21 protein-coding genes are annotated in these 23,811 nt (G+C 45.3%); 15 read left to right on the top strand and 6 right to left on the bottom strand.

The annotated features are described in order from the left end of the window. The first annotated feature begins 2 nt into the window (after positions 1 to 2). Positions 3 to 572 (top strand): cytochrome c oxidase assembly protein, encoded by a 570-nt coding sequence (locus tag RGE70_RS00935; protein WP_310469684.1) that lies wholly within the window; start codon positions 3 to 5, stop codon positions 570 to 572. Beyond that, entirely contained in the window at positions 569 to 1,444 is an 876-nt protein-coding gene (locus RGE70_RS00930; RefSeq protein ID WP_310469683.1) for a cytochrome c oxidase subunit 3, read from the top strand. The genes RGE70_RS00935 and RGE70_RS00930 overlap by 4 nt, the downstream gene beginning before the upstream one ends. 18 nt (positions 1,445 to 1,462) lie before the next feature. Here RGE70_RS00930 and RGE70_RS00925 read toward each other — a convergent pair whose 3' ends face one another. Continuing rightward, positions 1,463 to 1,681, bottom strand: a complete 219-nt coding sequence (locus tag RGE70_RS00925) for a DUF2909 family protein (RefSeq protein ID WP_310469682.1) — start codon at positions 1,679 to 1,681, stop codon at positions 1,463 to 1,465. A 55-nt stretch (positions 1,682 to 1,736) separates the two neighbouring features. Between RGE70_RS00925 and RGE70_RS00920 the strand changes: the two genes are divergently transcribed. The 5 genes from RGE70_RS00920 to RGE70_RS00900 all read left to right on the top strand — a co-directional run bounded on the left by RGE70_RS00920 (position 1,737) and on the right by RGE70_RS00900 (position 5,812). Continuing rightward, complete coding sequence (locus RGE70_RS00920; RefSeq protein ID WP_310469681.1) at positions 1,737 to 2,426, top strand: SURF1 family protein; 690 nt, start codon at positions 1,737 to 1,739, stop codon at positions 2,424 to 2,426. Positions 2,427 to 2,629: 203 nt separating this feature from the next. Beyond that, entirely contained in the window at positions 2,630 to 3,175 is a 546-nt protein-coding gene (locus RGE70_RS00915; RefSeq protein ID WP_310469680.1) for a redox-active disulfide-containing membrane protein, read from the top strand. Further along, the gene (locus RGE70_RS00910) at positions 3,175 to 4,158 is read left to right on the top strand and encodes a COX15/CtaA family protein (protein WP_310469679.1); all 984 of its coding nucleotides are present in this window, start codon (positions 3,175 to 3,177) and stop codon (positions 4,156 to 4,158) included. The genes RGE70_RS00915 and RGE70_RS00910 overlap by 1 nt, the downstream gene beginning before the upstream one ends. A gap of 89 nt (positions 4,159 to 4,247) precedes the next feature. Then, the gene (gene cyoE, locus RGE70_RS00905; RefSeq protein WP_310469678.1) at positions 4,248 to 5,153 is read left to right on the top strand and encodes a heme o synthase; all 906 of its coding nucleotides are present in this window, start codon (positions 4,248 to 4,250) and stop codon (positions 5,151 to 5,153) included. A 26-nt stretch (positions 5,154 to 5,179) separates the two neighbouring features. Then, positions 5,180 to 5,812: an SCO family protein gene (locus RGE70_RS00900; protein WP_310469677.1), complete on the top strand. Its 633-nt coding sequence runs from the start codon at positions 5,180 to 5,182 to the stop codon at positions 5,810 to 5,812. Between the two features lie 140 nt (positions 5,813 to 5,952). On the opposite strand, the gene RGE70_RS00895 is transcribed toward RGE70_RS00900, so the two are convergent. Next, positions 5,953 to 6,999 (bottom strand): polysaccharide deacetylase family protein, encoded by a 1,047-nt coding sequence (locus RGE70_RS00895; RefSeq protein ID WP_310469676.1) that lies wholly within the window; start codon positions 6,997 to 6,999, stop codon positions 5,953 to 5,955. Positions 7,000 to 7,017: 18 nt separating this feature from the next. Here RGE70_RS00895 and RGE70_RS00890 point away from each other — a divergent pair, with 18 nt between their 5' ends. After that, positions 7,018 to 8,361, top strand: a complete 1,344-nt coding sequence (locus RGE70_RS00890) for an MATE family efflux transporter (protein ID WP_310469675.1) — start codon at positions 7,018 to 7,020, stop codon at positions 8,359 to 8,361. Between the two features lie 75 nt (positions 8,362 to 8,436). Continuing rightward, positions 8,437 to 10,371, top strand: a complete 1,935-nt coding sequence (locus RGE70_RS00885) for an alpha/beta hydrolase family protein (protein ID WP_310469674.1) — start codon at positions 8,437 to 8,439, stop codon at positions 10,369 to 10,371. A gap of 66 nt (positions 10,372 to 10,437) precedes the next feature. On the opposite strand, the gene nfuA is transcribed toward RGE70_RS00885, so the two are convergent. After that, positions 10,438 to 11,016, bottom strand: coding sequence for a Fe-S biogenesis protein NfuA (gene nfuA / locus RGE70_RS00880; protein WP_310469673.1), 579 nt, complete (start codon positions 11,014 to 11,016; stop codon positions 10,438 to 10,440). 211 nt (positions 11,017 to 11,227) lie between these two features. Here nfuA and RGE70_RS00875 point away from each other — a divergent pair, with 211 nt between their 5' ends. After that, entirely contained in the window at positions 11,228 to 13,768 is a 2,541-nt protein-coding gene (locus RGE70_RS00875) for a M14 family zinc carboxypeptidase (protein ID WP_310469672.1), read from the top strand. 81 nt (positions 13,769 to 13,849) lie between these two features. On the opposite strand, the gene RGE70_RS00870 is transcribed toward RGE70_RS00875, so the two are convergent. Then, positions 13,850 to 14,533, bottom strand: coding sequence for a ComF family protein (locus RGE70_RS00870; protein ID WP_310469671.1), 684 nt, complete (start codon positions 14,531 to 14,533; stop codon positions 13,850 to 13,852). A gap of 67 nt (positions 14,534 to 14,600) precedes the next feature. Here RGE70_RS00870 and bioH point away from each other — a divergent pair, with 67 nt between their 5' ends. Next, positions 14,601 to 15,407, top strand: coding sequence for a pimeloyl-ACP methyl ester esterase BioH (gene bioH / locus RGE70_RS00865; RefSeq protein WP_375087921.1), 807 nt, complete (start codon positions 14,601 to 14,603; stop codon positions 15,405 to 15,407). 77 nt (positions 15,408 to 15,484) lie between these two features. Further along, positions 15,485 to 15,973 (top strand): hypothetical protein, encoded by a 489-nt coding sequence (locus RGE70_RS00860; RefSeq protein ID WP_310469669.1) that lies wholly within the window; start codon positions 15,485 to 15,487, stop codon positions 15,971 to 15,973. 139 nt (positions 15,974 to 16,112) lie between these two features. On the opposite strand, the gene RGE70_RS00855 is transcribed toward RGE70_RS00860, so the two are convergent. Both RGE70_RS00855 and greB read right to left on the bottom strand, forming a co-directional pair. Continuing rightward, complete coding sequence (locus RGE70_RS00855; protein WP_310469668.1) at positions 16,113 to 18,446, bottom strand: Tex family protein; 2,334 nt, start codon at positions 18,444 to 18,446, stop codon at positions 16,113 to 16,115. Positions 18,447 to 18,709: 263 nt separating this feature from the next. Beyond that, a complete protein-coding gene (gene greB / locus RGE70_RS00850; protein ID WP_310469667.1) occupies positions 18,710 to 19,192 on the bottom strand; it encodes a transcription elongation factor GreB in 483 nt (160 codons plus the stop codon). A 362-nt stretch (positions 19,193 to 19,554) separates the two neighbouring features. Here greB and ompR point away from each other — a divergent pair, with 362 nt between their 5' ends. From ompR to RGE70_RS00835, 3 genes are all read left to right on the top strand, one after another. Then, positions 19,555 to 20,280 (top strand): osmolarity response regulator transcription factor OmpR, encoded by a 726-nt coding sequence (ompR, locus tag RGE70_RS00845; protein ID WP_310469666.1) that lies wholly within the window; start codon positions 19,555 to 19,557, stop codon positions 20,278 to 20,280. Between the two features lie 9 nt (positions 20,281 to 20,289). Then, positions 20,290 to 21,606: a two-component system sensor histidine kinase EnvZ gene (envZ, locus tag RGE70_RS00840; protein WP_310469665.1), complete on the top strand. Its 1,317-nt coding sequence runs from the start codon at positions 20,290 to 20,292 to the stop codon at positions 21,604 to 21,606. A gap of 113 nt (positions 21,607 to 21,719) precedes the next feature. Beyond that, the gene (locus tag RGE70_RS00835; protein ID WP_310469664.1) at positions 21,720 to 23,660 is read left to right on the top strand and encodes a methyl-accepting chemotaxis protein; all 1,941 of its coding nucleotides are present in this window, start codon (positions 21,720 to 21,722) and stop codon (positions 23,658 to 23,660) included. Positions 23,661 to 23,811 lie beyond the last annotated feature (151 nt).

Genomic DNA, 23,811 nt, shown 5'->3' with positions numbered 1-23,811 from the left:
AGATGAGTGAGGCGCCGCGTAAATCTAACCGAAAACTAATTGGCATGCTGTTGCTATGTGCCGTTGGTATGTTTGGCTTTGGCTTTGCGCTAGTGCCACTTTATGACGTGCTTTGTGACACTCTAGGAATTAATGGTAAAACCCAAAATACTGCTAGTGTCTACAAGCCCGTTACGGTAGATGAAAATAGAACCATCACCGTGGAATTTGTCTCTCAAGTGCAAAGTGATATGCCTTGGGAGTTCAAACCTGAAGTCAACACGATGAAAGTTCACCCAGGAGAGTTAATCCGTACCCATTTTGCTGCTAAGAATTTGTCTACAAATAATATTGTAGGCCAAGCAATACCCTCGGTATCTCCTGGTATAGGTGCAGCCTATTTCAATAAAACAGAGTGTTTTTGTTTTAATCAGCAAGTCCTCAAACCGACTGCGAGCGCTGAACTACCACTTATCTTTTTCGTGGACCCTGAATTACCGGACTCCATTACTACCTTGACCCTCTCTTATACCCTCTACAACATTACCGACAAAGCTTATGTCGGCAGTGTAGAGCAAGGAGCTGCAAGATGACGACTAAACACGAACCCTATTACGTACCGGCACAAAGTGCCTGGCCAATTATCGGCGCTATTGGCCTATTTTTAATCGCCTTTGGCGCAGGAAGCTATGTATCTGAATTAAGCAAAGGTGGCGGTAGCGGTGGGTATATTCTGCTCGCAGGTATCGCTGTAATTATTTTTATGATTTTTGGCTGGTTCAGAACCGTTATTGCCGAGTCGATGGCCGGCCTCTACTCAGAACAAATGGACCGCTCATTTAGGCAGGGCATGAGCTGGTTTATTTTTTCAGAAGTGATGTTTTTTGCTGCTTTTTTCGGAGCATTATTCTACGCCCGTATGATTGCAATTCCTTGGCTTGGAGGCGCATCAAACAACGCCATGACTCACGAAGTTTTATGGCCAACGTTTGAAGCGATATGGCCATTAGTTACCACACCTGATGGCACTAAAACCGAAGCGATGGGTTGGACCGGATTACCACTGTATAACACGCTAATCCTATTAACGTCTTCTGTCACATTGCACTTTGCACATGTTGGCTTGGAAAAAGATAAGCGCAAAGCATTAACCGTCTGGTTAGGCTTAACTATTTTGCTTGGTATCGGCTTTTTGTTTCTGCAAGTAGAAGAATATGTTCACGCTTACCAAGAGATGGGCCTCACTCTTGAGTCAGGCATTTATGGTAACACCTTTTATTTGTTAACCGGTTTTCACGGCATGCATGTCACCCTAGGTACGGTGTTTCTAATCGTGCTCTTTTTTAGGGTAATTAAAGGGCATTTTACGCCTAGAAAGCACTTTGCTTTTCAGGCTGGCAGTTGGTATTGGCACTTTGTCGATGTTGTTTGGCTGGGCCTATTTATATTTGTTTACGTGCTTTAAATTGGCATAAGCAGCGGCTTAATACGGTCTGGGATTTGGCGTAATAATCCCAGACGCTAAAGCCAGCAATAACAACATCACCACTAGTACCGAAAACAACACTCGACGACCCAAATATTGGCTCATTGGCGCGCTGTTTTCACCTTTTACCAACACGAACAAGGCGCGACCTAAATTACCTAATATGAAAAGCAGTAGCAGTACTAAAACCAGTTTAAAAACAAATGAAATCGTCATTGCATCTCCTAGAGTCGGTGAGCTGGGCATTTGGCTATTTATTGTACTTATTACTGTGCTGGTGTTTTCAGTTTTGGTCAAGTTAGGTTTTTGGCAGCTCGAACGGGCAGAACAAAAACAGCAATGGCAAGCGGCGTTAAGCGCACGCCAAAACGCTACGTTTTTGTCTTATGAGCAACTACTGAATATGACGGGTGAGCGCAATCTTACCGGCTACAAACTGAGCACTCAGGTTACTCCGGTATCTGGCAATGTGTTTTTGCTAGATAACCAAACCGTCGACGGAAAAGTGGGCTACTTAGCCTACCAAGCCGTTGAAGTCGAACCGGAAAAACCTTGGTTATTGGTAGAACTTGGATTTGTAGTTGGCGGCTTTGATCGAGCGGCACTACCAAAAGTACAACAGCTTATTGCACCTATGTTGTTAACCGGTCGGGTTTACCAAAAAGAAAGTAACCCTATTAGCTCGGACCTAATGCCCGAATCAGGTTGGCCAATGCGGATTCAAAACCTTAATTTAATCCAGCTTGCCAAGGTTATTGATAAACCGTTAGCTAGCGTTGTGTTGCAGCCCAACAATATCCCTAACGATCCGCTAGTGCATCCGTGGCAACCGATCCCATTGTCTTCACAAAAGCACCATGGGTATGCAGTGCAATGGTTTAGCATGGCCGGGATGTTTGCACTCCTGATGCTTTACTTACTTTTTAACAAATTAAAACAACAAGATAATGCGAAAAAATAAAGATTACGATGTCTATTGCCAAGCATTTATAGACAAGGTAGGTTAGAAAATAGACTTCCTAGCCGTTCCGGGGAGTGCTTATATTCGTTATTCGTTATCGCCGTCTTTTTGCTTCAAGCGAAAGCTGTATTTGCACCGTTATTTTTAGTCAAAAAATGTCGTGGCAAAGTGGTACGAAACATAAAATAACTTGAGGAGATAGAATGAACTCCCCCAAAAAGAACGGCAGAAAAACACTGTTAATGTTGGTACTGGCTTTTACTGTACCGGTCGTTGCGGCCAAAATAATTTTAAACTTTGAGCTATACAATGGCGGTGCCACCAACAAAGGCGAGCTGTTAGATATTGGCATCAATTACCAAAGTTTAGATATGCGCAATCCACAACCAAAAGAGTGGCAAGTGCTTTATCAACTACCCGCTATTTGCAATACCACCTGCCAAGATAGACTGTATATTTTACAGCAAAGCAATATCGCCCTTGGCCGCAATCAAGACCGAGTGCACACCATTATTATGCTGGATGAACAAAGCGATCGCACCGCACTCGTGGCATACGACTTTACCACTGCAACGCCAACGCTTGCGTTAAGCCGTTTACTAAACAACCAAGAGTTTATTATTGTCGACCCGCTTGGCAGCATGGTGATGCGCTACCCAATTGCCACCGATCATCAAGCACAGATTATGCAGGGAAAATCCATTATTGCTGACCTACGAAAGATGCTTAAGCTTTCGAGGATTGGCTAATGGAAATAAAATCACTGCTTAAAGTCACCTTAATTTTGACCCTTTGCGTGATAATGATGGGCGCTTACACTCGCTTATCCGATGCGGGCCTTGGCTGCCCAGATTGGCCCGGTTGCTACGGCATGATTAAAGCCCCAACGACAAACCATGAGCTTTCGACGGCACAAAACGCCTTTCCTCAACACACAATTGAAACTGATAAAGCCTGGTTAGAGATGATTCACCGTTACATTGCCGGTGCATTAGGCTTAATGGTGTTAGCCATTTTAATTATGAGCTTGCGCAAAACTGGCGCACCCAAAAAATTACCGCTGTTTATTGCTGCGCTTATCGTGTTTCAAGCCGCTTTGGGCATGTGGACCGTGACGATGAAGCTAATGCCTATCGTTGTGATGTTGCATCTGATGGGTGGCTTCGCGCTTTTTGCATTACTACTACTGCTTTACTTACGCAACAAGCCCCTACGGATCCCCGGCGGTGATACCCCTGCAAGAAAGTTTTCAGCATTGGCTTTAGCGTGTATTGGCGTGCTGCTGCTACAAATTATGTTAGGCGGCTGGACCTCTTCAAATTACGCCGCTCTAGCTTGTACCTCACTGCCGATTTGCGAAGGTAACTGGGTGGATAATCTAAATTTCAGTGCCGCTTTTTCTCCGTTTCAAGGCGAACACCAAACCTATGAGTATGGCGTACTGGATTATTCCGCTCGCATGACCATCCATGTGGCACACCGCATTGGCGCCATTGTCACCACCATAATGTTACTGCTGCTGGCCTTCAAACTGGTGACCAAAGCTCACTCGTCCGTCCTACGCAATGCAGCATGGTTACTCACCACTTTAGTGGTGTTGCAAGTCGCACTTGGTATTAGCAATGTTGTATTACATCTGCCTTTAGGTATTGCGGTATCGCATAATGCTGGTGCTGCGTTGTTATTGCTCACGCTAGTTTTCATCAATTACGCATTATTGCGTAAAGCATAACGGTGTAATCATCGTCATGCATTGAACATATTCCAAAATGCCATGTACTCAACTTTAGCTTTATGACCGAACGTATCGAGGTTTCAGCAATGGACAAACCAATAGCAATACCCAGAAACCAAGCGGCCCCACTGCTGCAGTGGCGTGCTTATTATGAAATGACTAAACCTAAAGTGGTGGCATTAATGCTGCTCACTGTATTAGTAGGTATGTGCCTTGCTGTACCCGGCGCCGTGCCATTGCAGCCCCTTGTCGCAGGCATGGCAGGCATAGGTATGATGGCTGGTGCAGCAGCCGCGTTTAATCATCTGATAGATCGCCGCATAGATGGACTAATGGCCAGAACCTACAATCGCCCTTTACCAAAGGGAAAGGTGTCCATCACCAAAGCACTGACATTTTCTTTCGGCATTGGCATTTTCGGCTTTGTCATTCTTTACACCTTGGTCAATGCATTAACGGCATGGTTAACCTTTGCCAGTTTAATCGGTTACGCGGTGGTTTATACTGCTTATTTAAAGCGTGCAACACCACAAAACATTGTAGTGGGCGGGCTGGCAGGAGCCATGCCACCGCTACTGGGCTGGACGTCGATGACAGGTGATTTTCACGGTAATGCGTTGCTGCTGGTGATAATTATATTTGCTTGGACTCCACCACACTTTTGGGCGCTTGCGATTCATCGCAAAGATGAATATGCCAAGGTCGATATTCCAATGCTGCCAGTGACTCACGGTAACGATTTCACAAAAACCTGTATTTTTCTATACACCATTTTATTAGCTATAGCCTGCCTATTACCGGTGCTTGTCGGTATGTGTGGCCCGGTCTATTTAGTCAGCTCAACCCTGTTAAGCGTGGCCTTTATTTATAAAGCATGGCAGCTTAAGTTCCATGAAACACCAGGTATGGCAATGAATGTATTTAAGTTTTCAATCTATCATCTAATGCTGCTGTTTTTAGCATTATTAGTTGACCATTATCTTTGGGCGTAAGAGTTAGAACAGGTGGTATTTAAACAATGAAACTAGCATGGATTATTGCCGCCGGCGCACTCATATGCGCCGGAATGCTGGCTGCAATACAATTTAGTGCACCTAAAGCACTGCAATTACAGACCAGCTATGAGTTCCCGAGCCCACAGGCAATTGCCCCCTTTACGCTGACAGACCAACACGGTAACACCTTTGATAATGCCGATTTACTGGGTCAGTGGAATCTATTTTTCATCGGTTATACCTCTTGCCCTGACGTTTGCCCTACAACCATGGGAAAGCTAACTGCAGCTTACCCATCATTATCAGATGAAGCAGCGCTACAGATTATTTTTCTCTCCGTTGACCCAAAGCGAGATTCTACTGACACCTTACTCAATTATGCGAACTTCTTTAATCCCGAATTTATCGCAGTGACTGGAGCACATAATCAGCTTTACCCTGTTACTCGCAGCCTCGGTTTTGTGTACGCCATGGTTGGTGAAGGCGAAAACTACCAAGTAGATCACAGTGCATCGTTTGCATTGGTGTCACCTAAAGGAGAAAAAGTTGCGATTATTAAGCCCAAATCAGACACACCTGGGAAACTACCACAAATTAAAAACAGCGCTCTTATCCACGACGTGAAAGCCATAATGGGTAAATATGAAAATGGGTAAGCCTGTTACAACACGTCAAGCGGATAAAGTACAAACTGCTCTACCCAGCGATGCATAAAGCCTCTTCTAGGCACTAGCTAAAGAGTAACGAAGATCAAATAAAAGAGCGCGACAGCCCTTGGACTAACCGCGCGATAACACTATTCTGCGACCCATTCGCCATTGCTCTTAGGTCTAATCCACGGCTGTGAAAACCAATAATAACCACTTTGATGCTTACTCGGCGCAGTACAATTATAACGGGAGCGACCAGCGGGTAAATCAAGTTCAGCACGAATGGTAAATTCGTCATGGCTAATCCAGTTCGGTTTTTTCGCCCCTTGGCCTTGAATAAAACACATCAATTGCGCGGGATCGATATCTTGCATGTCCAGCTTTACTTTTATCTCAGGTCGCCACTGCGCATAATCCAATTGAGGGTCACTATTTGTCTGCTCAATCACTGGCATATTAAGGCTGTGCAGTTTGACCTTTAAACTACTGATATCGGCATAAGCTCCTGCGACAGGAAACCTTGGCAATGCTGTTAAAGGTGAGTGCGGCCCTGCTGCCCCCGATTGCTGGCCAAAGCCAACAAAGTCATGCTTAACCAATATATCCTCAATCAGCTGATTGTATTCGCCATAAGGGTAAGCCAACATTTTGTGCTGCTGTCCAGTCACCTTGGTTATTTCGGCTTCGGTGCGTAATATATTATCCTCAATGCGGCGCAACCACTGCGACTGCGTCTCGCCTTGCTGCATTCGAATAAGGTGTTCGTGGCCCCAAGTATGGTTAGCGATTTCAGCTCCCTCTTTGGCTAGCGTGTTTAACTGCTGCCAACTCATCATTTCGCCATACTGTTTTAGAATCGGCTCCACCGAGACAAAAAGCGTGTAGGGAAAATTGTATTGCTTTAAGATGGGGTGTGCGGTATCTGCAATACTTTGATAACCGTCATCAAATGTAATCGCAATCGTTTTAGCCGGTAAATGCTGCTGCGCTTTGACTGAGGCCACAACCTGAGACAAGGGCACCACATTAAAATGGTTATCAGCTAAATACTGCATCTGCTCTTTAAATTGCGCAGGCGTCACGCTGGTAATCGCGGGAGTGTCATTAGACACATGGTGATATTGCAAAATCACCGCGGCCTGAACCGAAAAACCTGTCAGCGCAAGTAACGCTAGCAACACGTTTTTAACCATAAATATTAAGCCTCTAAAATGATTGCCATACTGATTAACCGACAAAAGAATCGACAACTGCTTGCACTTGCATTGCCGATGATCTTGTCGAATATTACCGTCCCGCTTCTGGGGCTCGTCGATACCGCTGTTATTGGGCACCTCAGTAACGCCTATTATTTAGGCGGTGTGGCAGTTGGGTCAACGATTATAACCTTAATTTTGTGGTTACTTGGTTTTTTACGCATGGCAACCACAGGTTTAGTCGCACAAGCGTACGGTGCTAACGATACCCAACAGCAATATCGGCTGCTGATTCAAGCGGCCAGTTTGGCGCTAATGCTGGGGTTTGCCGCAATTTTACTGCAACACCCCATCGTTAATTTGACCATGGGATTGTCGGACACAAGCCTTGAAGTAGAAAGGTTTTGCCGTGAATATTTTCAAGTTCGAATCTGGTCAACTCCGTTTGCATTAATGAACCTTGTTATGCTCGGTTGGCTACTCGGCAGGCAGCAACCTAAGGCCGCCATGTGGCAACTTATCGTGGCCAATCTTGTCAATATCGCTTTAGATGTGTTGTTTGTTATCGGATTAGATTGGGGTGTAAAAGGCGCGGCGTTCGCCTCAGTTATTGCCGATGTTGCAGGGTTTGCGGTTGCACTGACTTTTGTGAATCGCCAACTTAATCACTTAGACGACTTTCACTTCATCACGGTTTGCCGGCAGCTAACACTGCAAAGTTACCAAAAACTACTTAGCTTAAATGCCGATATCTTTGTGCGCAGCTTATGTTTACAGCTTTCGTTTGCCTTTATGACGTTCTATGGTGCAAGCCTCGGTGACAATACTGTAGCCGCCAATGCCATACTGCTCAATTTGTTACTGCTAATCTCATATGCGCTCGACGGCATAGCTTATTATGCCGAAGCTGAAGTGGGCCGAGCTTATGGCAAAAAAGACCGCCAACTCATGCTCGATTCCGTCATGCTCGCCTGGATTTGGTCAGCAATCACGGCCCTAGGCTTTACTCTGTTTTTTGCCATTAGCGGCCACCAGTTAATCTTAGCGCTCACCAGCATTGTCACCGTGCAGCAAGTGGCCAATGATTACTTAATCTGGCTAATTTTTTTGCCACTACTCGCGTTTAGTTCGTACCTGTTTGATGGGGTATATATTGGCGCTGGCCAAGGAAAAGCAATGCGTAACAGCATGATATTTTCTACCTTCGGTGTGTTTTTTCCCACTTGGTTTTTACTGCAATCAACCGGTAACCATGCCTTATGGGCAGCGATCAGTGCATTTATGCTAGCGCGTAGCCTTACGTTATTCCTTCACTACCGGCTCAAGCTTAGTAAGGCGCTTACGTTATCAGAATCGTAACAAACCCACCCAAATCATTGAACGATATACCCCATTCATGTAACATTGCCGCTTCAAAAGTATCTAAGGCTTAATATGAACAGGATTTTCATTTTAATCATCGCAACACTGCTTTTACCAATAACCAATTCATTCGCACAAAAAATTCCAGTACAAGCGTTTGGCAATTTACCCGACGTTAGTCACGTCACATTATCCGATTCTGGTAACAAACTAGCCTCGGTAGTTAGGGTTAAGCAACCCAATTTTGAAGGCTCTGCGGTGCTAATTTGGGATCTTAAAAAAGATCAAACCGCTTACCCAATAGAAACGGACAACAAACAATTTACTATTATGGGTCTTAACTGGTCTGGTGATGATATTTTATTAGTTACCGCTAAATTTCCAGCAGTGCATTACGGCGTGCCAACCACCGAAACTCGCTTAATTAAATATATTATTAGCCAAAACAAAATCACCACTGGGCTATCAAAACGAACGCTGCGTAGCTTAAGTTTTTCACCTCAAATTCAATCTGAAGTAATAGACGCTCTCCCTGATGACACAAATTCAGTCTTAATGGGGCTCGACGGACTTGGTATTTCAAGCAGTTATAACAGTGTAGTTAAGTTGAATTTAGCGACTGGCAATACGAAAACCGTCCAAAGATCAGTCCAATATATACGCCAATGGCTGACCGACAGACAACACGAGATACGCATTGGCATTTATCGGGATGAGGCTGAATACCGCATTTACGAACAAGCAAAAGCAGGCGCCAAACGACGCCTGCTGTGGCAATTTGAGGCCTTTGATGAAACCATGATTTGGCCGTTAGGGTTTGACCAAGACCCAAATGTACTGTTTGTTAATGCCTATCACGAGGGTAAAAAAGCGATTTTTAAAGTTAACTTGACTGACCCTAAACTGACTAAGCATCTGGTATACAGCGACCCAGACTATGACGTCGAAGGTCAGCTTATCTATTCAGAACTTAAAAACAAAGTCATTGGTATTAATGTCGGTGATGAATCGGAATACACCTTTTGGGACGACGAATACATCGGCATTCAAAACGGCTTATCCGCAGCGTTACCTAATTCTAATAATTATATTAGCCAGTTTAGTCATGATGAGCGCCGCTACCTCGTTTACTCTACTAGTGCAACACAATCTGGGACTTACTACCTAGCCGATCGCGATGACAAATCTCTGTATCCCATTGCCGCTCGGTACGCGTCGTTACCAACCGAGCTACTGGCTGCAACTGACACTCATTTTTATAAGGCGCGCGATGGGTTAGAGATTGAGGCCTTTTTAACCACCCCGATTAACACCGAAGCCAAGCAGCTCCCCGCCATCATATTTCCACATGGCGGCCCGATTAGCTACGACAGCAATGAATTCGATATCTGGACTCAGTTTTTTGCCAACCGTGGCTTTGCGGTGTTACGGATGAACTTTCGCGGCTCAGCAGGCTATGGACATAGTTTTATGGCGGCAGGACTACAAAACTGGGGCTTAGAGATGCAAAACGATGTTGAAGACGGTACGCGCTGGTTAATTGAAAAAGGCATTGCCGACCCTGACCGTATTTGTATTGTTGGCGCGAGCTACGGTGGTTACGCCGCATTAATGGGTGTAGCTAGTAACCCTGATTTATACCAATGCGCTGTGAGCGTGGCAGGCGTAACCGATGTAGAATACTTAGTTAAATCATCTCGGCACTATAGCGATCATGAAATAGTAAAAAAACAAATTGGCGATGATTACGACGCACTTTATGAGCGTTCACCAGTCAGCCAAGCCGATAAAATTAACGTTCCGGTACTTTTAGTGCACGGCACCAAAGACCGCGTGGTGCGCTTTGACCATAGCGAAGATATGTTCGATGAGTTAGAAGATAATAATAAACAGGTCGAATTTATCGAACTCGAAGATGGCGATCATCACCTGAGCAATAACGAGCATCGGCTTACTACGTTTAAAGCACTTGACCGGTTTTTAGCGCAACACCTTAACCGTTTATAGCGCTCAATAGCAGGCACAAAAAACGCGACCTTAAGTCGCGTTTTTTACTATTAATCACAATCGATATTACTGGTAAGAATGATCGCCATGCTGGTGTTCAGTCATGTCTTTAACACCCGTCAGTTCACCACTGAACTGCTCTAGTAGTTGCTTTTCGATACCATCTTTAAGCGTCACATCAACCATTGAACAACCGTTACAACCACCACCAAATTGCAGCACTGCAATACCGTCTTCAGTGATTTCGATTAGCGAAATATTACCACCGTGACTAGCAAGCTGTGGGTTGATTTCAGACTGAATAACATACTCAATACGTTCCACTAAAGGCGCGTCACCAGCAACTTTACGCATCTTAGCGTTAGGCGCTTTAAGTGTAAGCTGCGAACCAAGCTGATCGGTTACAAAATCAATTGAGGCATCTTCAAGAAAAGGAATACTTTTCTCATCAACCATGGCGTTAAAGCCATTAAATTCAAATTCTGTATCATCTGCTTCAACAGCATCTGGAGGACAGTATGAAACACCACACTCAGCCTGTGCTGTGCCTGGGCTGATAACAAAGACTCGAATGTGAGTTCCTTCAGGCTGATCTGATAACAACTTAACAAAATGCGCCTGAGCTGTTTCGGAAATGGTAATCATGAAAACAAAGCTCCGTCAGGAATAAACCTGAGTGTTTTAGTGAGAATTAGCCCTATAATACTCTTCCTGCGCACGGCTTTATAGCCCTTATTGCTCACACTATGTTAAATAACGCTAATTTGATCACATTTATTTATCGATATAGGCAGTAGTTTTGTCACGGTCGAGCTGTTAATTTAAGGATTAGATTATAAATATAATGAATTGTGCAATGCTAAAAACAGCTCTTACTTTTGTGTGTGCCTTGGTATTACTGGCTTCGCCACTGGCACAAGCTAAAAAGACCCGCCTCACCGACGACCCACTTTATGGCATTACGACCACCAGCCCAGAAGCTTTTCTTGGCTACCCGCTTGGGCGGTATTTACTGCGCCACGATCAAGTCAATTACTACCTTAAACAGATCGCACAACAAAACCCGCGGGTGTCGATTGAACAAACCGGCCATAGCCACGAAGGTCGTCAGCAACTCACTGCTGTCATCACCTCAAAAAATAATCAGCAACAGTTAGCCAGCATTTTACAACAGCGCCAACAAGTGAAATACCAAGCTAAGCAAACTGGGCCACTTGTTATATGGCTGGCGTATTCAATACATGGCGACGAAGCTAGTGGTGCCCATGCTGCTTTAAAGCTAAGCCACATGCTCGCCAGTAGTAAAGAAAAATGGGTAACCAACTTGCTCGAAAACGCTGTAGTGCTAATAACTCCAAGCCAAAATCCCGATGGTATGGACCGATTCTCAACGTGGGCTAACGGTTATGCTGGCAAAGTTGCAGTGAGCGACTCTAACCACAAAGAGCACAAGCAAGGTTGGCCAAGCGGCCGCACTAACCACTATTTAGCTGACTTAAATCGAGATTGGCTATTTTTGCGCCATCCAGAATCACAAGGCCGAGTCGCATTATTTCACCGCTGGCAGCCGCATTATGTTGGCGACTTTCATGAAATGGGCCACGAAAAAAGTTACTTTTTTCAGCCCGGAGTACCAGAGCGAACTCACCCATTAACTCCGCTAGCTAACCAGCAATTAACCGCTAAACTGGCCTCATACCACCAAGCCGCTTTAGACAGTAAAAAACAGCAGTACTTTAGCCGTCAGCTGTTTGATGACTATTTTTACGGCAAAGGCTCAACCTACCCCGACATCAATGGCGCGATAGGCGTACTTTTCGAGCAGGCAAGTGCTCGCGGCCAACAACAAAACTCCATTAACGGTGTGGTCAGCTTACAAGAGGCAATAGCCAACCAATATGCCACTTCGGTATCGAGCCTTAAAGGCGCATTGGCACTCAAAACCGAACTGCAAGATTACCAAAGCGAGTTTTTTAAGAATAAGCACCAAAAAGCAAACAAAAAAGCCCCTAGGCAAGCGGGTAGATTAATCTCTACCCCCAACGACAACTTACGACTAAAACAGCTTACAGTCCTGCTTTCACAACACAAAATTGAGTATTACTACCTTACCAACCCTCTAACACAAGGCGGTAAAGAGTTTGCAGTGGCAAACAGTATTTTTATCCCTGACACGCAAGCGCAGTCAGCCCTGCTAGATGCACTGTTTGATGATGTTACCGAGTTTGCCGACCCAACCTTTTATGATGTATCGGCTTGGAATTTACAATATGCGTTTGACCTCACGGTGCGTAAAAATGTCAAACTTGAGCTCAGCGTGCTTAGCCAGGCCGCGCCAAAATTCAACCCAGTTGAGTGGTCAGATAAAGCGGTAGCGTTACTAATTGATTGGCGTCAAAGCCAAGCTACACCAGCGTTACAGCAGTTACTTAGCCAAGGCGTACAAGTCAAATTTGCAGCAAAACCATTTAGCCTAGCGGCAAAGACTGGGGCACTGGACTTTCCGGCTGGCACCTTGCAAATCCCATTAAAGCAACAGGCCTTTTCTGCTAGCGAGCTAAGCCAAATCGTTAAAAAAGTCAGCCAAGATCTCAGCATAGCCGTCACCCCAGCGTACTCTAGTGGTGCAATAAGTGGCATTGATTTAGGCAGCCCAGATTTTAAAATTGTGCGGCCGATCCGACCACTTATCATCAGTGGTCAAGGCGTCTCGGCCTCTGAAGCAGGGCAAATTTGGTATTACTTAGACTCGCAACTCAAGGTGGCGACCTCTCTTGTTGATGCTAGTAATCTAGGCAGCATTAAACTAAGTAATTACACCCACATTATTTTTGCCGACGGAAAATATACCCATTTAGATGAGAGTTTTTCACGTCAGCTCGGCTCTTTTACAAGCCACGGTGGGGTCGTTATTGCCCAAAAAGGCGCCTTAAACTGGCTTAGCAAAGCCAATTTTTTAAAAGCTAACTTGCGCGATGCTCGCTTCTATCAGCAACTGTTCAACGGTAACGGCCTAGCGTTTGACCAAAAAGAGGCTTTCAAAGCAAAACAGAGTATTGGCGGTGCGATAGTTGAATTAAAACTCGACCCGAGTCACCCCATTAATTTTGGGTTGAATCATATGCGCTTAGCGGTAATGAAAAATATGCCGCTTGGGTTTGCCCAAACCGGTAACGACTTCAGTGTGGCAGCGACTTACGCTTCACAACCCTTATTAAGCGGCTATTTGGCGCAAGAGTATCAAAGTAGCTTTGCTAACTCACCTGCGATTATTGTGGAGACCAGAACTAAAGGAGCCGTAGTGGCGCTGGCGGATAATCTATTATTTCGCAATATTTGGCTCGGCTCAGAAAAAGTATATGCCAACGCGCTCTACTTTATTCCAGCCCTCCATTAACAGCTCGCGTGATGTATTCACTCACGCTTTAGGGCGTGTGCTTTTGTTTAACGACCTGACATTAGTTATGGATAATTATTGTTAATTTAGCCCTGGTGCCTCCGCCCTTGCAAGGCACCACACTTGAGTGTCGATATACTGCTGACTGAGCAATCGGGTAATTTCACTCACCGTAGTGCCGGTGGTGACAACATCATCGACTATCGCGACCCGTTGCCAGTTAATTTTTTCGGTCAACGCAAACGCACCCAACATATTTTTCCGTCGACGCTCGCCCGATAACCCCGCTTGCGGGGCCGTATCAACTTGCCGAATCAACACATTATCTAATAAAGGGAGCTGCAGCTTGTTAGCAACCGACCGCGCGATCAGCCACGCCTGATTAAAGCCTCGCTGCTGTAATCGCTTAGGGTGCAATGGCACCGCTATAATCGCTTGTGGCATTTGAATAAACCCTTGCGCTATTAGATCATATAACCGGCAAATCAATGCCTCGACCATCACTTCAATCACCGCAAATTGCGCCTGGTATTTTATCTGCCCAACCCAGTGACCTGCACCATCATGGTAACTACAAGGCGCCACCACTTTTAACGTATTACTTGCTAAGCATTGGCCGCAATAAGCCACCGATAATGACATTTGCCTGCCACAACCTAAGCAAATGGGCGCCTTATATAAACTAGCATCAAGGCACACATCACAAATACCCTGACGCCGAGACAAGATCCGCTGTTGGCACATTAAGCATCGATTGGGTAACATAACCGTTAACCATCGCTGCCAAGAAGATGAAGTAATAATAAATTCCTTTTCATTAACTAAACCGCCAATACAACAGGACGACTGCGTGAACCAAACTAAATTACACGTCAAATCAGTAGGGCAAGGGCCCGATGTTGTCATACTGCATGGCTGGGGCGTCAACAGCGCAGTGTTTACTGCGTTAGCCGACAAACTTCCTGAGTATAGGTTTCACTTTGTGGATCTGCCCGGATATGGCGACAGCCCGATAGTGGCTGGCGACATCGACGATTGGCTTGCATGCATTATCGCCAACGTGCCGCCACAGGCAATTTGGGCGGGTTGGTCGCTCGGTGGGGTTATAGCCACATTAGCAGCCATTCGCTACCCCAAACAGGTTACAGCCTTGTGTACCATTTCGTCTTCACCATGTTTTATGGCACGCAGCTCAGAGTCTTGGCCCGGTATTGCACCCGATATATTGACTCAATTTAGTGACCAATTAACTGACAACCTAGATAAAACCATTGAGCGGTTTCTTGCAATACAAGCGATGGGAAGCCAAACCGCCAAAGGGGATATTAAACAGCTACGCCAATGGGTATTAGCCAAACCGCAGGCACAAAAAAGCGCACTTGAGCAAGGGCTGAGCATGCTCGCCAACGTGGACTTGAGGGCTCAGCTAACGCAAATACAGCAACCTTGGTTAAGGGTCTGGGGCAAAAAAGATGGGCTGGTTCCACGCAGCGTCATTAAGTTAATGCCGCAGCAAAGTCACGTTGAAGATGTGATTTTCGCGCAAGCATCACACGCTCCTTTTATTAGTCATGCTGACGATTTTTGCTCTAGCTTAAATAGCTGGCTGCAAAAACAATCAACATTGATAAACGCCTAATAAAAACCACTTTATTCTTTAGTAAATACTGGTTAACATTGTTCAACAATTAACCGCAAACGAAGGCCCATTAGCCAATGCAAGTGGTCACCCATTATCCCAACGTGCCGCTATCTACGTCTAACGTAGCGACCGACTCTGCGCGTACGGATAACCAACAGCGGCCACCGGTGGTACCACCTTCGCAAGCGAGCAAAGGGCATGAAGAGCGTGCGTTTAATCCGCAACATGAACGTACTGCAGAGCAGGCTAATACAACTAAATTACGTGACGCTGTACACAGTAAGCAGCAAGGCGGCTCTGGGCAGGAGCAGTCTCAGCAAGAGCAGCAAAAACGCGCCAGCATTGCAGATCTAAGGCAAAGCAAAAATTACAGCTCACCATTAAAGCGAAGTGATATAAAGTTACCTAGCCAAGCTGCCGAAACAAAAACGGCCGCAACCACCAGCAAAAAAACACCTACCGAAACACTACAATTTTATCGCGAGTTTGGCGCGCACATTGAAGCATTTTATCAAGCTAGAACTCAGCCAAAGTCGGAATCACACACACTCACAACCGTTTAATTTAACCTCATCACCGCACAACGCCTCACGAGCAACTCGTCGTAGCAACGTCAATGGCAGCACCTAACAAGTCAGCCATACCATCCGCTAGCTCAGATATAAAAAAACCGACAATTTTGATTGTCGGTTTTAATCGGTCTTACTTTTTCAGCTTGGCAAATGCATCAGCAAACGCATTTCCCATTGCCGCATTGGTTTGCTGTTTAGGCTTACCTCTATTTTGCGACTGCGGTTTTGCCACCTTCTTATGAGCGCCATTATTAGCCGGTCTAGCAGGCGTTTTAGGTGCGTCTCCTGCGTTGTCGGTTAGTCGCATGCTTAGGCCAATACGACGCCTGTCGGCATCCACTTCCATCACTTTAACTTTAACAATGTCACCGGCTTTAACCACTTTGTGCGGATCATCAATAAACTTGTCCGTCATCGACGAGATATGCACTAAACCGTCTTGATGCACACCAACATCGACAAAGGCACCAAAGTTAGTCACGTTAGTCACGACCCCTTCTAAGATCATGTCTAACTTAAGGTCGTTAATCTGCTCAACGCCGTCTTTGAAGCTCGCGGTTTTAAACTCGCCACGGGGATCGCGGCCAGGCTTATCTAACTCAGCTAAAATATCCGTCACGGTCGGCAAACCAAAATCGCCGCTAATATAATCTGCAGCCTCAAGCGAGTTAAGTAGTTCTGTATTGCCAACTAATGTTGCCACAGATTGCTGCTTTGCCGCGGCAATTGACTCAACTAACGCATACGCCTCAGGGTGAACCGATGAAGCATCAAGTGGGTTTTCAGCATCGCTTATGCGTAAAAAACCTGCCGCCTGCTCGTATGCCTTAGGGCCTAAACGTGCAACTTTTAACAAATCCTTACGACGACTAAATCGCCCTTGATCGTCACGGTAAGCCACAATGTTACGTGCCAGAGTTTTATTTAACCCAGCCACTTTTGTAAGCAATGCCGCTGACGCCATATTCACATCAACACCCACGCCATTCACACAATCTTCGACTACAGCTTCCAGCGAGCTAGACAACATACTTTGGCTTACATCGTGCTGGTATTGCCCAACGCCAATGGCTTTTGGCTCAATTTTTACTAGCTCAGCTAGAGGATCTTGCAAACGACGCGCAATTGATACCGCGCCACGAATAGACACGTCGATATCTGGGAACTCTTCTGATGCTAATTCAGACGCCGAGTACACTGACGCCCCCGCTTCGCTTACCATCACTTTAGTTAACTTAGGTAGCTCAGCTTTAACCATCGTGATTAACTCAGCCGCGAGCTTATCGGTTTCGCGTGAGGCCGTACCATTCCCCACAGCCACTAACTCAACTTTATGCATTTTAGCTAGGTTAGCCAATGTTCTAAGTGATTTGTCCCACTGCTTTTGCGGGGCGTGTGGAAAAATAGTGCTGTGAGCGACTAACTTGCCAGTATTATTAACAATCGCCACCTTAACGCCACTTCGCAGGCCAGGATCGAGGCCCAATGTGGCTTTAGCTCCTGCTGGGGCGGCCATTAATAAGTCACCTAAATTACGCGCAAATACCTTAATCGCTTCAGCTTCAGCGCTATCGCGCATACGACCAAAAAATTCGGTTTCCATCTGTAGGGCTATTTTTACTCGCCACGTTGCGGCCACAACTGTTTTAAGCCATTGATCAACGGCGGTGTCGTTCAAGGCTAATTTGAAATGGTCTGCAATAATCACTTCACAGTAACTTGCTTGCTTAGTCTCTTTGCCAGGATCTGCATTAACGCTTAGGCTTAACATACCTTCATTACGACCGCGCAGCATGGCAAGGGCGCGATGTGACGGCACCTTGGTCAGTTTTTCACAGTGGTCAAAGTAGTCTCTAAATTTAGCGCCTTCTTTTTCTTTACCTTTTGCCATACGGCTTTCAAGTACGGCGTTTTGCTCAATATGAACTCGCACTTTTTGCAGCAACTCGGCATCTTCAGCGAAGCGTTCCATTAAGATAAAACGAGCGCCTTCTAATACTGCTTTGGTATCGGTAAAGCCAGCTGCAGCATTAATGTATTCAGTCGCTTTGGCTTCACAGTCAGCATTGCGGTTAGCCAGTAAAAAGTCAGCTAATGGCTCAATTCCTGCTTCTATCGCAATTAAACCCTTAGTACGGCGCTTAGGTTTGTAAGGAAGATAAAGATCTTCTAATCGCGTTTTACTGCCTGCGGTGGTAATGGCTGTTTTTAGCTCGGGCGTTAATTTACCCTGCGCCTCAATACTCGACAAAATAACATTACGGCGCTCATTTAAATCACGTAAATAACCCAAGCGGCCATAAAGCGTACGTAACTGCGCATCATCAAGCCCACCGGTTGCTTCTTTACGGTAGCGAGCGATAAACGGAACGGTAGCGCCGTCGTTTAGTAATTTAATCGTGTCATTAACTTGCTGAAGACGGACGTTCAGTTCATCAGCAATAAGCTGTGCAATGTTATGCATATAGAGAAGTAAGGCCTAATAGGTAATATTGCGATAAAGATAGCACAGCTAGGGCGCAAATTTAACGCCGCTATCCGCTGTTTTAGGGATGACAAAAAGAATTATTTTATTTAATTGATACCAGTAAGCACTGCCATTGTTAGGCAGCGCTTAAAACAGTGCAACACTTTAGCTGCCACACTTAACTGCAAAATCAATGCTAAGACCTTGAGCAGAAGGCTCGCAGCTTTGAGTCACAATGACATTAACGATTAAATGCAAGGCTACGTGGTAAAGCCTTGATAAGAAATCCGGTTGATATACCAAACTTGCTCGCCTGTTGGAGTGTGGATAACCGCTTCGTCATCGACCTCTTTTTTAAGCAGGCCGCGCGCCATGGGCGAGTCGATAGAGATATAATCATTACGGCCAAAAATTTCGTCATAACCGACAATTTTAAACGCTCGCTTGTCGCCGTCATCATTTTCAATTTCAACCCAAGCGCCAAAAAAGACCTTACCTTCTTGCTGCGGCGAATAGTCGACAACTTGTACGTTTTCTATCGTTTTGCGCAAATATCGAACTCTACGGTCTATTTCTCGGAGTTTTTTCTTATTAAAGGTGTAATCAGCATTTTCGCTTCTATCGCCTAAGCTTGCGGCCCAGCTCACTATTTTTGTGATTTCAGGCCGGTGTTCACGCCATAAATAGTTAAGCTCTTTTTGTAATTTGTCGAAACCTTCTCGAGTGACGATATTGGTTCTCATTTTAAGTACGCTCTAGAAGTTATTAATCATTTATGGCCAAAAATCATAGCATAACTGACGTGCAACTAGGCACTTTATGCAGCGTATTTAAGCCGTTTTAGGCCATGCGATTCACCCAATCGCAACCGCGCCGCTTAGATACCATTTAGTTACAATTTTTGACGTGGGCTAAGTATCTGTTATTACATTTTATTTCAGTCGGATATTGAACTTTTATGTAAAAAATGAGCATTAAAGTTAAAGAATGCTACATAACCGCTAGTCAGCGGCATATTAAAGCGGCTATATTAGGATAATTCATATTCAATATCAGCCAGTTGCCCATAAACACTTGGCTCAAAGAAGCAAAAAGGATCCTACGCATGAGACAAGAAACCTCAAAAATTCTCGTTGTCGATGACGATATGCGACTCCGCGCTTTACTAGAACGCTACTTAATGGAGCAAGGCTATCAAGTTCGCAGCGCGGCCAATGCTGAACAGATGGACCGTTTGCTTGAACGCGAGAATTTTCACTTACTCGTACTCGACTTAATGTTACCCGGTGAAGACGGTTTATCTATTTGCCGCCGTTTACGTAAAAACAACAATCCAATTCCGATTGTGATGCTTACCGCTAAAGGTGACGAGGTTGACCGAATTATTGGCCTTGAACTAGGTGCTGACGATTACCTACCTAAGCCGTTTAACCCACGTGAATTACTGGCTCGCGTTAAAGCCGTTATGCGCCGCCAAACCCCAGAGGTTCCAGGGGCGCCGACTCAACAAGAGGAAGAAATTGCGTTTGGTGAGTTCTCTCTTAACCTTGCCACCCGTGAAATGCACAATGGTGAAGAAGCAATTGCACTTACCAGTGGCGAATTTGCAGTATTAAAGGTATTAGTCAGCCACCCTCGCGAACCATTATCACGTGACAAGTTAATGAACCTTGCCCGCGGACGGGACTACTCTGCACTTGAACGCTCTATCGACGTTCAAGTTTCACGCTTGCGCCGCTTAATTGAAACCGATGCAGCCAACCCGCGCTACATTCAAACAGTGTGGGGCTTAGGTTATGTCTTTGTGCCCGACGGCTCTGCACGAAAGTAGTCGCTCCCCATGAGTAGGAGGTGGTGGCACCATATATTGCCGCGCAGTGCTTTTAGTCAAACCGTAGTGTTAATCGGTTGCTTACTGCTTACCAATCAATTGGTGTCTTACCTCTCTGTGACGGTTTACTTTATTAAACCTAGTTATCAACAAATTAACCAATTAATTGCACGCCAAGTAAAATTATTATTTGTTGATGGCGTCTCAATTAACCGCGAAAACCTCACCATGGTCGATGCACTTAATGCAAAAGTGCGCGACGATGCAATGCAGTTTTATAACCAAAAAGATGCTCGTCTCGCCGGCGTTGAAAGGGCGACTTATTACGGTTTTTTGTCGTCACAAATGTCAGAGTACTTACATGGCGAAGCTGAAGTACGCATTGCACAGGGCGAAGATTTTGAAATTTGGATCCGCCCACCACAAGCGCCTTCTATTTGGATTAAAGTGCCATTAACCGGCTTTAATGACAAAAACCTATCACCATTAACGCTATATTTAATCGTCATTGGCCTGTTGAGTGTTGCTGGCGGATGGTGGTTTGCACGCCAGCAAAACAGGCCATTAAGGCGTTTGCAAAAAGCGGCTATTTCAGTTTCTCGGGGGGACTACCCTTTGCCGTTACCATTGAAAGGCTCTACCGAAATTGTTGAAGTAACAAATGCGTTCAACCAAATGTCTCAAGGTATGAAGCAGATCGAACAAGACCGCGCCTTGTTAATGGCGGGGATCTCGCACGATCTTAGAACCCCACTTACCCGCATTCGATTAGCGTCCGAGATGATGGTTGCTGAAGACCAATACCTTAAAGATGGCATTGTGCATGATATTGAAGATATGGACGCCATTATCAACCAATTCATCGCCTATATTAGACAAGATCAAGAAAGCGCTCGCGACCTCCTACAGATTAATGATTTGATCCTCGATGTGATCCAAGCTGAGTCGAACCGTGAAAGTACTATTGAGTCTGACTTAGCTGAACTACCACTGATCCCAATAAAAGGGATTGCCATTAAGCGCGTGCTAAGTAATCTGGTCGAAAACGCCTACCGTTACGGTAATGGCTGGGTAAAAATCAGCTCGCAATATAACGATAAATACCTTGGCTTTAGCGTTGAGGATGACGGCCCCGGCATAGCTCAAGAGCAGGTTGCCAAACTATTTAAGCCATTTACGCAGGGCGATACGGCCCGTGGTAGTGTTGGGTCTGGCTTAGGCCTTGCCATTATTAAACGCATTGTTGACCGCCACCAAGGTAAGGTGGTGCTAACTAATCGCGCAGAAGGTGGGCTTCATGCCCAAGTTTGGCTTCCACTCGAATAGCTTTACCTTAGGCTCTTATCGCCGCCAACAATTTTCCCCCTCCTTAGTAGCTGTAATTACGCTGTAACATTAATTACATAAACTCGCTACACCTTATGATATTGGCCAGCTGCATGAAAATTTCAACGCTATCGCTTTCAGCCTCAGCTCTACTGCTAATTATTGCCGCTTTACTTGCTAGCGTTGTCTTTTGGAGTAGTGAAAAGCGCCAAACTATTGAGCTGCAGTCTCAACAATTACAACAAGTACAAAAAACGTTCTTACTTGAAATAAGGCGAGAGTTAGAGAGCTACCTCACCACTGGCGATGCAAGCAAACTAGAGAACGCAAAGTTAAAGCTGGTTAATTTAGCTCCTCTTATAAGCCAGCAAAGTGTAACCGCGCACCCGTTACAAGCTGCGATAAAACAGTTTGTTGTTGCACTCGATAATGACTATCGCGCAGCCGGTAAACTTGCAGGTGACCCACGCCAATTACTCGCCCATGCTGAATCAGAAATGCTCGATTATAATCAACACTTAGCAAGTTATGCATTAGAAGGCTCGCAGCAAAACCCTGATTTATCGGCACAATACCTTGCGTTAACAAGAGAGCTTCCTCCCTTAATATACGATTTATCGCAAGTGACACATGGCTATCTATTGGGTAAAGATCAGCGCCTAAAATCGATGTTAGACAGCCTGATTAAGGACCTTAATACTTGGCATAATAACCTCAAGATGCTACCCCTCATTGGTATTTATACCACCGAAGAGCCGGATGAATTTGCGCTTGGAGACCAAGAAACTGAGAGTATTGAGGTAGGTGACAATATTCGTGCTGAACTGCTTAGTTTGAGCAGTCGTTATAACAAAGAAGTACGTAACACCCATTCGTTACTACTTAAAAACAACTTAACCCAACAAGCGATGCACCAAGATATTGCCACAATAGAGCAACGTCTATTAACTCTAGGGGTTGAGCAAGCGCAATATAATCAACAGCTTAAGCAAGAACTCAATTTTGCACTTTATATGATGGTGTCCGTTCTGATTGTATTTGCCATGGTGTACCTATTACTGCAGCAACGGCGAGTCATTACCCCACTAAAACAACTTAACCGAGCCTTTCATCGCTTAAGTACCGCAAACAGCAGAGAGCGCCTCAGCATAGATCGGCGCTGCGAAACGGGACAAATAGCTCAGCACTTCAACCAACTACTAAAACGATTTGAAACTGAAGATGAAACGCAACGCCAACAAATCAGCCAAGTATCAAACTCATTAAGTTTGCTGGTTGAGCGTATAACCCATTTGTCGCACAGCACGGTGCAAACACAAAGTATTGTTATTACCGCGCAGGATCAAACTCAGCAAATCCGCGTGTTAGCGAGTGCAGTGAGTCAAACATCCAGCCAGGTTGAGCAAAGCGCACAACAAACCATGCAGCAGATGCACCAAAGCCAGCAACAAGCACAAGCCGTACTTGATGCCACCCAAGAATCTCAGCAAGCAGTCACCGACTGCCACCAGTCTCTTTCAAGCTTAACAACGTCGGTGTCTGACGTGTCGCGGATTATTGATGTCATCAGCAATATTGCCGACCAAACTAACCTGCTGGCACTCAACGCCGCTATCGAGGCAGCAAGAGCAGGTGCCCAAGGCCGCGGATTTGCCGTCGTCGCGGATGAAGTAAGAAACTTGTCGCAGCGAACCCAAGTTTCACTCAAAGAAATAATGCAAATCCTTAATCAATTAACCCAAGCTTCAACCGATCTCAATAACCGCGTTCAAGGGATTAATGAAGCCACATTAGCACAGCAGCAACGTGCGCAAAGTTTGTGGCAAGTAGCCAAAAGCGTACAACATCAAGCAAGCGATATGGCGGCAACCGCCAAACAAGGGGCAAGCAGCACCGCAAAACAAGTTAGCCATTTAGACGACTTTGTACACGCAATGAACTCACTTAAAAATCACGCTCAAGCCGCGTCTCAGCAAAGCGATGAAATAGCCAAAGAAGTAGCATTAAGTGTTGATAATATTGAGATCAGCCTAGGAATAAAACAGTGTTCATAAACCCTTAACTGGCATATGAACCACGCCATTATTGCTCTGGCATAGTGACCGTTTGCCAACCCAGCATAGCGGGTTTTCACGATGCATTTTATCGGGGTTATATCAATTTGCCGCATAAATAAGGCGCCTCAAGCGCCATATTTATGCTCTG

The sequence above is a fragment of the Shewanella youngdeokensis genome, from assembly GCF_033180165.1.
Lineage (GTDB): Bacteria > Pseudomonadota > Gammaproteobacteria > Enterobacterales > Shewanellaceae > Shewanella > Shewanella youngdeokensis.
This window is presented reverse-complemented; position numbering and strand designations above follow the sequence as displayed.

Bases quoted from the DNA above. Each gene is read 5' to 3' on its own strand.
- RGE70_RS00935 (WP_310469684.1), top strand. From the start codon at position 3: ATGAGTGAGGCGCCGCGTAAATCTAACCGAAAACTAATTGGCATGCTG.
- RGE70_RS00930 (WP_310469683.1), top strand. From the start codon at position 569: ATGACGACTAAACACGAACCCTATTACGTACCGGCACAAAGTGCCTGG.
- RGE70_RS00925 (WP_310469682.1), bottom strand. From the start codon at position 1,681: ATGACGATTTCATTTGTTTTTAAACTGGTTTTAGTACTGCTACTGCTT.
- RGE70_RS00915 (WP_310469680.1), top strand. From the start codon at position 2,630: ATGAACTCCCCCAAAAAGAACGGCAGAAAAACACTGTTAATGTTGGTA.
- RGE70_RS00910 (WP_310469679.1), top strand. From the start codon at position 3,175: ATGGAAATAAAATCACTGCTTAAAGTCACCTTAATTTTGACCCTTTGC.
- cyoE (WP_310469678.1), top strand. From the start codon at position 4,248: ATGGACAAACCAATAGCAATACCCAGAAACCAAGCGGCCCCACTGCTG.
- RGE70_RS00900 (WP_310469677.1), top strand. From the start codon at position 5,180: ATGAAACTAGCATGGATTATTGCCGCCGGCGCACTCATATGCGCCGGA.
- RGE70_RS00895 (WP_310469676.1), bottom strand. From the start codon at position 6,999: ATGGTTAAAAACGTGTTGCTAGCGTTACTTGCGCTGACAGGTTTTTCG.
- RGE70_RS00890 (WP_310469675.1), top strand. From the start codon at position 7,018: ATGATTGCCATACTGATTAACCGACAAAAGAATCGACAACTGCTTGCA.
- RGE70_RS00885 (WP_310469674.1), top strand. From the start codon at position 8,437: ATGAACAGGATTTTCATTTTAATCATCGCAACACTGCTTTTACCAATA.
- nfuA (WP_310469673.1), bottom strand. From the start codon at position 11,016: ATGATTACCATTTCCGAAACAGCTCAGGCGCATTTTGTTAAGTTGTTA.
- RGE70_RS00875 (WP_310469672.1), top strand. From the start codon at position 11,228: ATGCTAAAAACAGCTCTTACTTTTGTGTGTGCCTTGGTATTACTGGCT.
- RGE70_RS00870 (WP_310469671.1), bottom strand. From the start codon at position 14,533: ATGTTACCCAATCGATGCTTAATGTGCCAACAGCGGATCTTGTCTCGG.
- RGE70_RS00860 (WP_310469669.1), top strand. From the start codon at position 15,485: ATGCAAGTGGTCACCCATTATCCCAACGTGCCGCTATCTACGTCTAAC.
- RGE70_RS00855 (WP_310469668.1), bottom strand. From the start codon at position 18,446: ATGCATAACATTGCACAGCTTATTGCTGATGAACTGAACGTCCGTCTT.
- greB (WP_310469667.1), bottom strand. From the start codon at position 19,192: ATGAGAACCAATATCGTCACTCGAGAAGGTTTCGACAAATTACAAAAA.
- ompR (WP_310469666.1), top strand. From the start codon at position 19,555: ATGAGACAAGAAACCTCAAAAATTCTCGTTGTCGATGACGATATGCGA.
- envZ (WP_310469665.1), top strand. From the start codon at position 20,290: ATGAGTAGGAGGTGGTGGCACCATATATTGCCGCGCAGTGCTTTTAGT.
- RGE70_RS00835 (WP_310469664.1), top strand. From the start codon at position 21,720: ATGAAAATTTCAACGCTATCGCTTTCAGCCTCAGCTCTACTGCTAATT.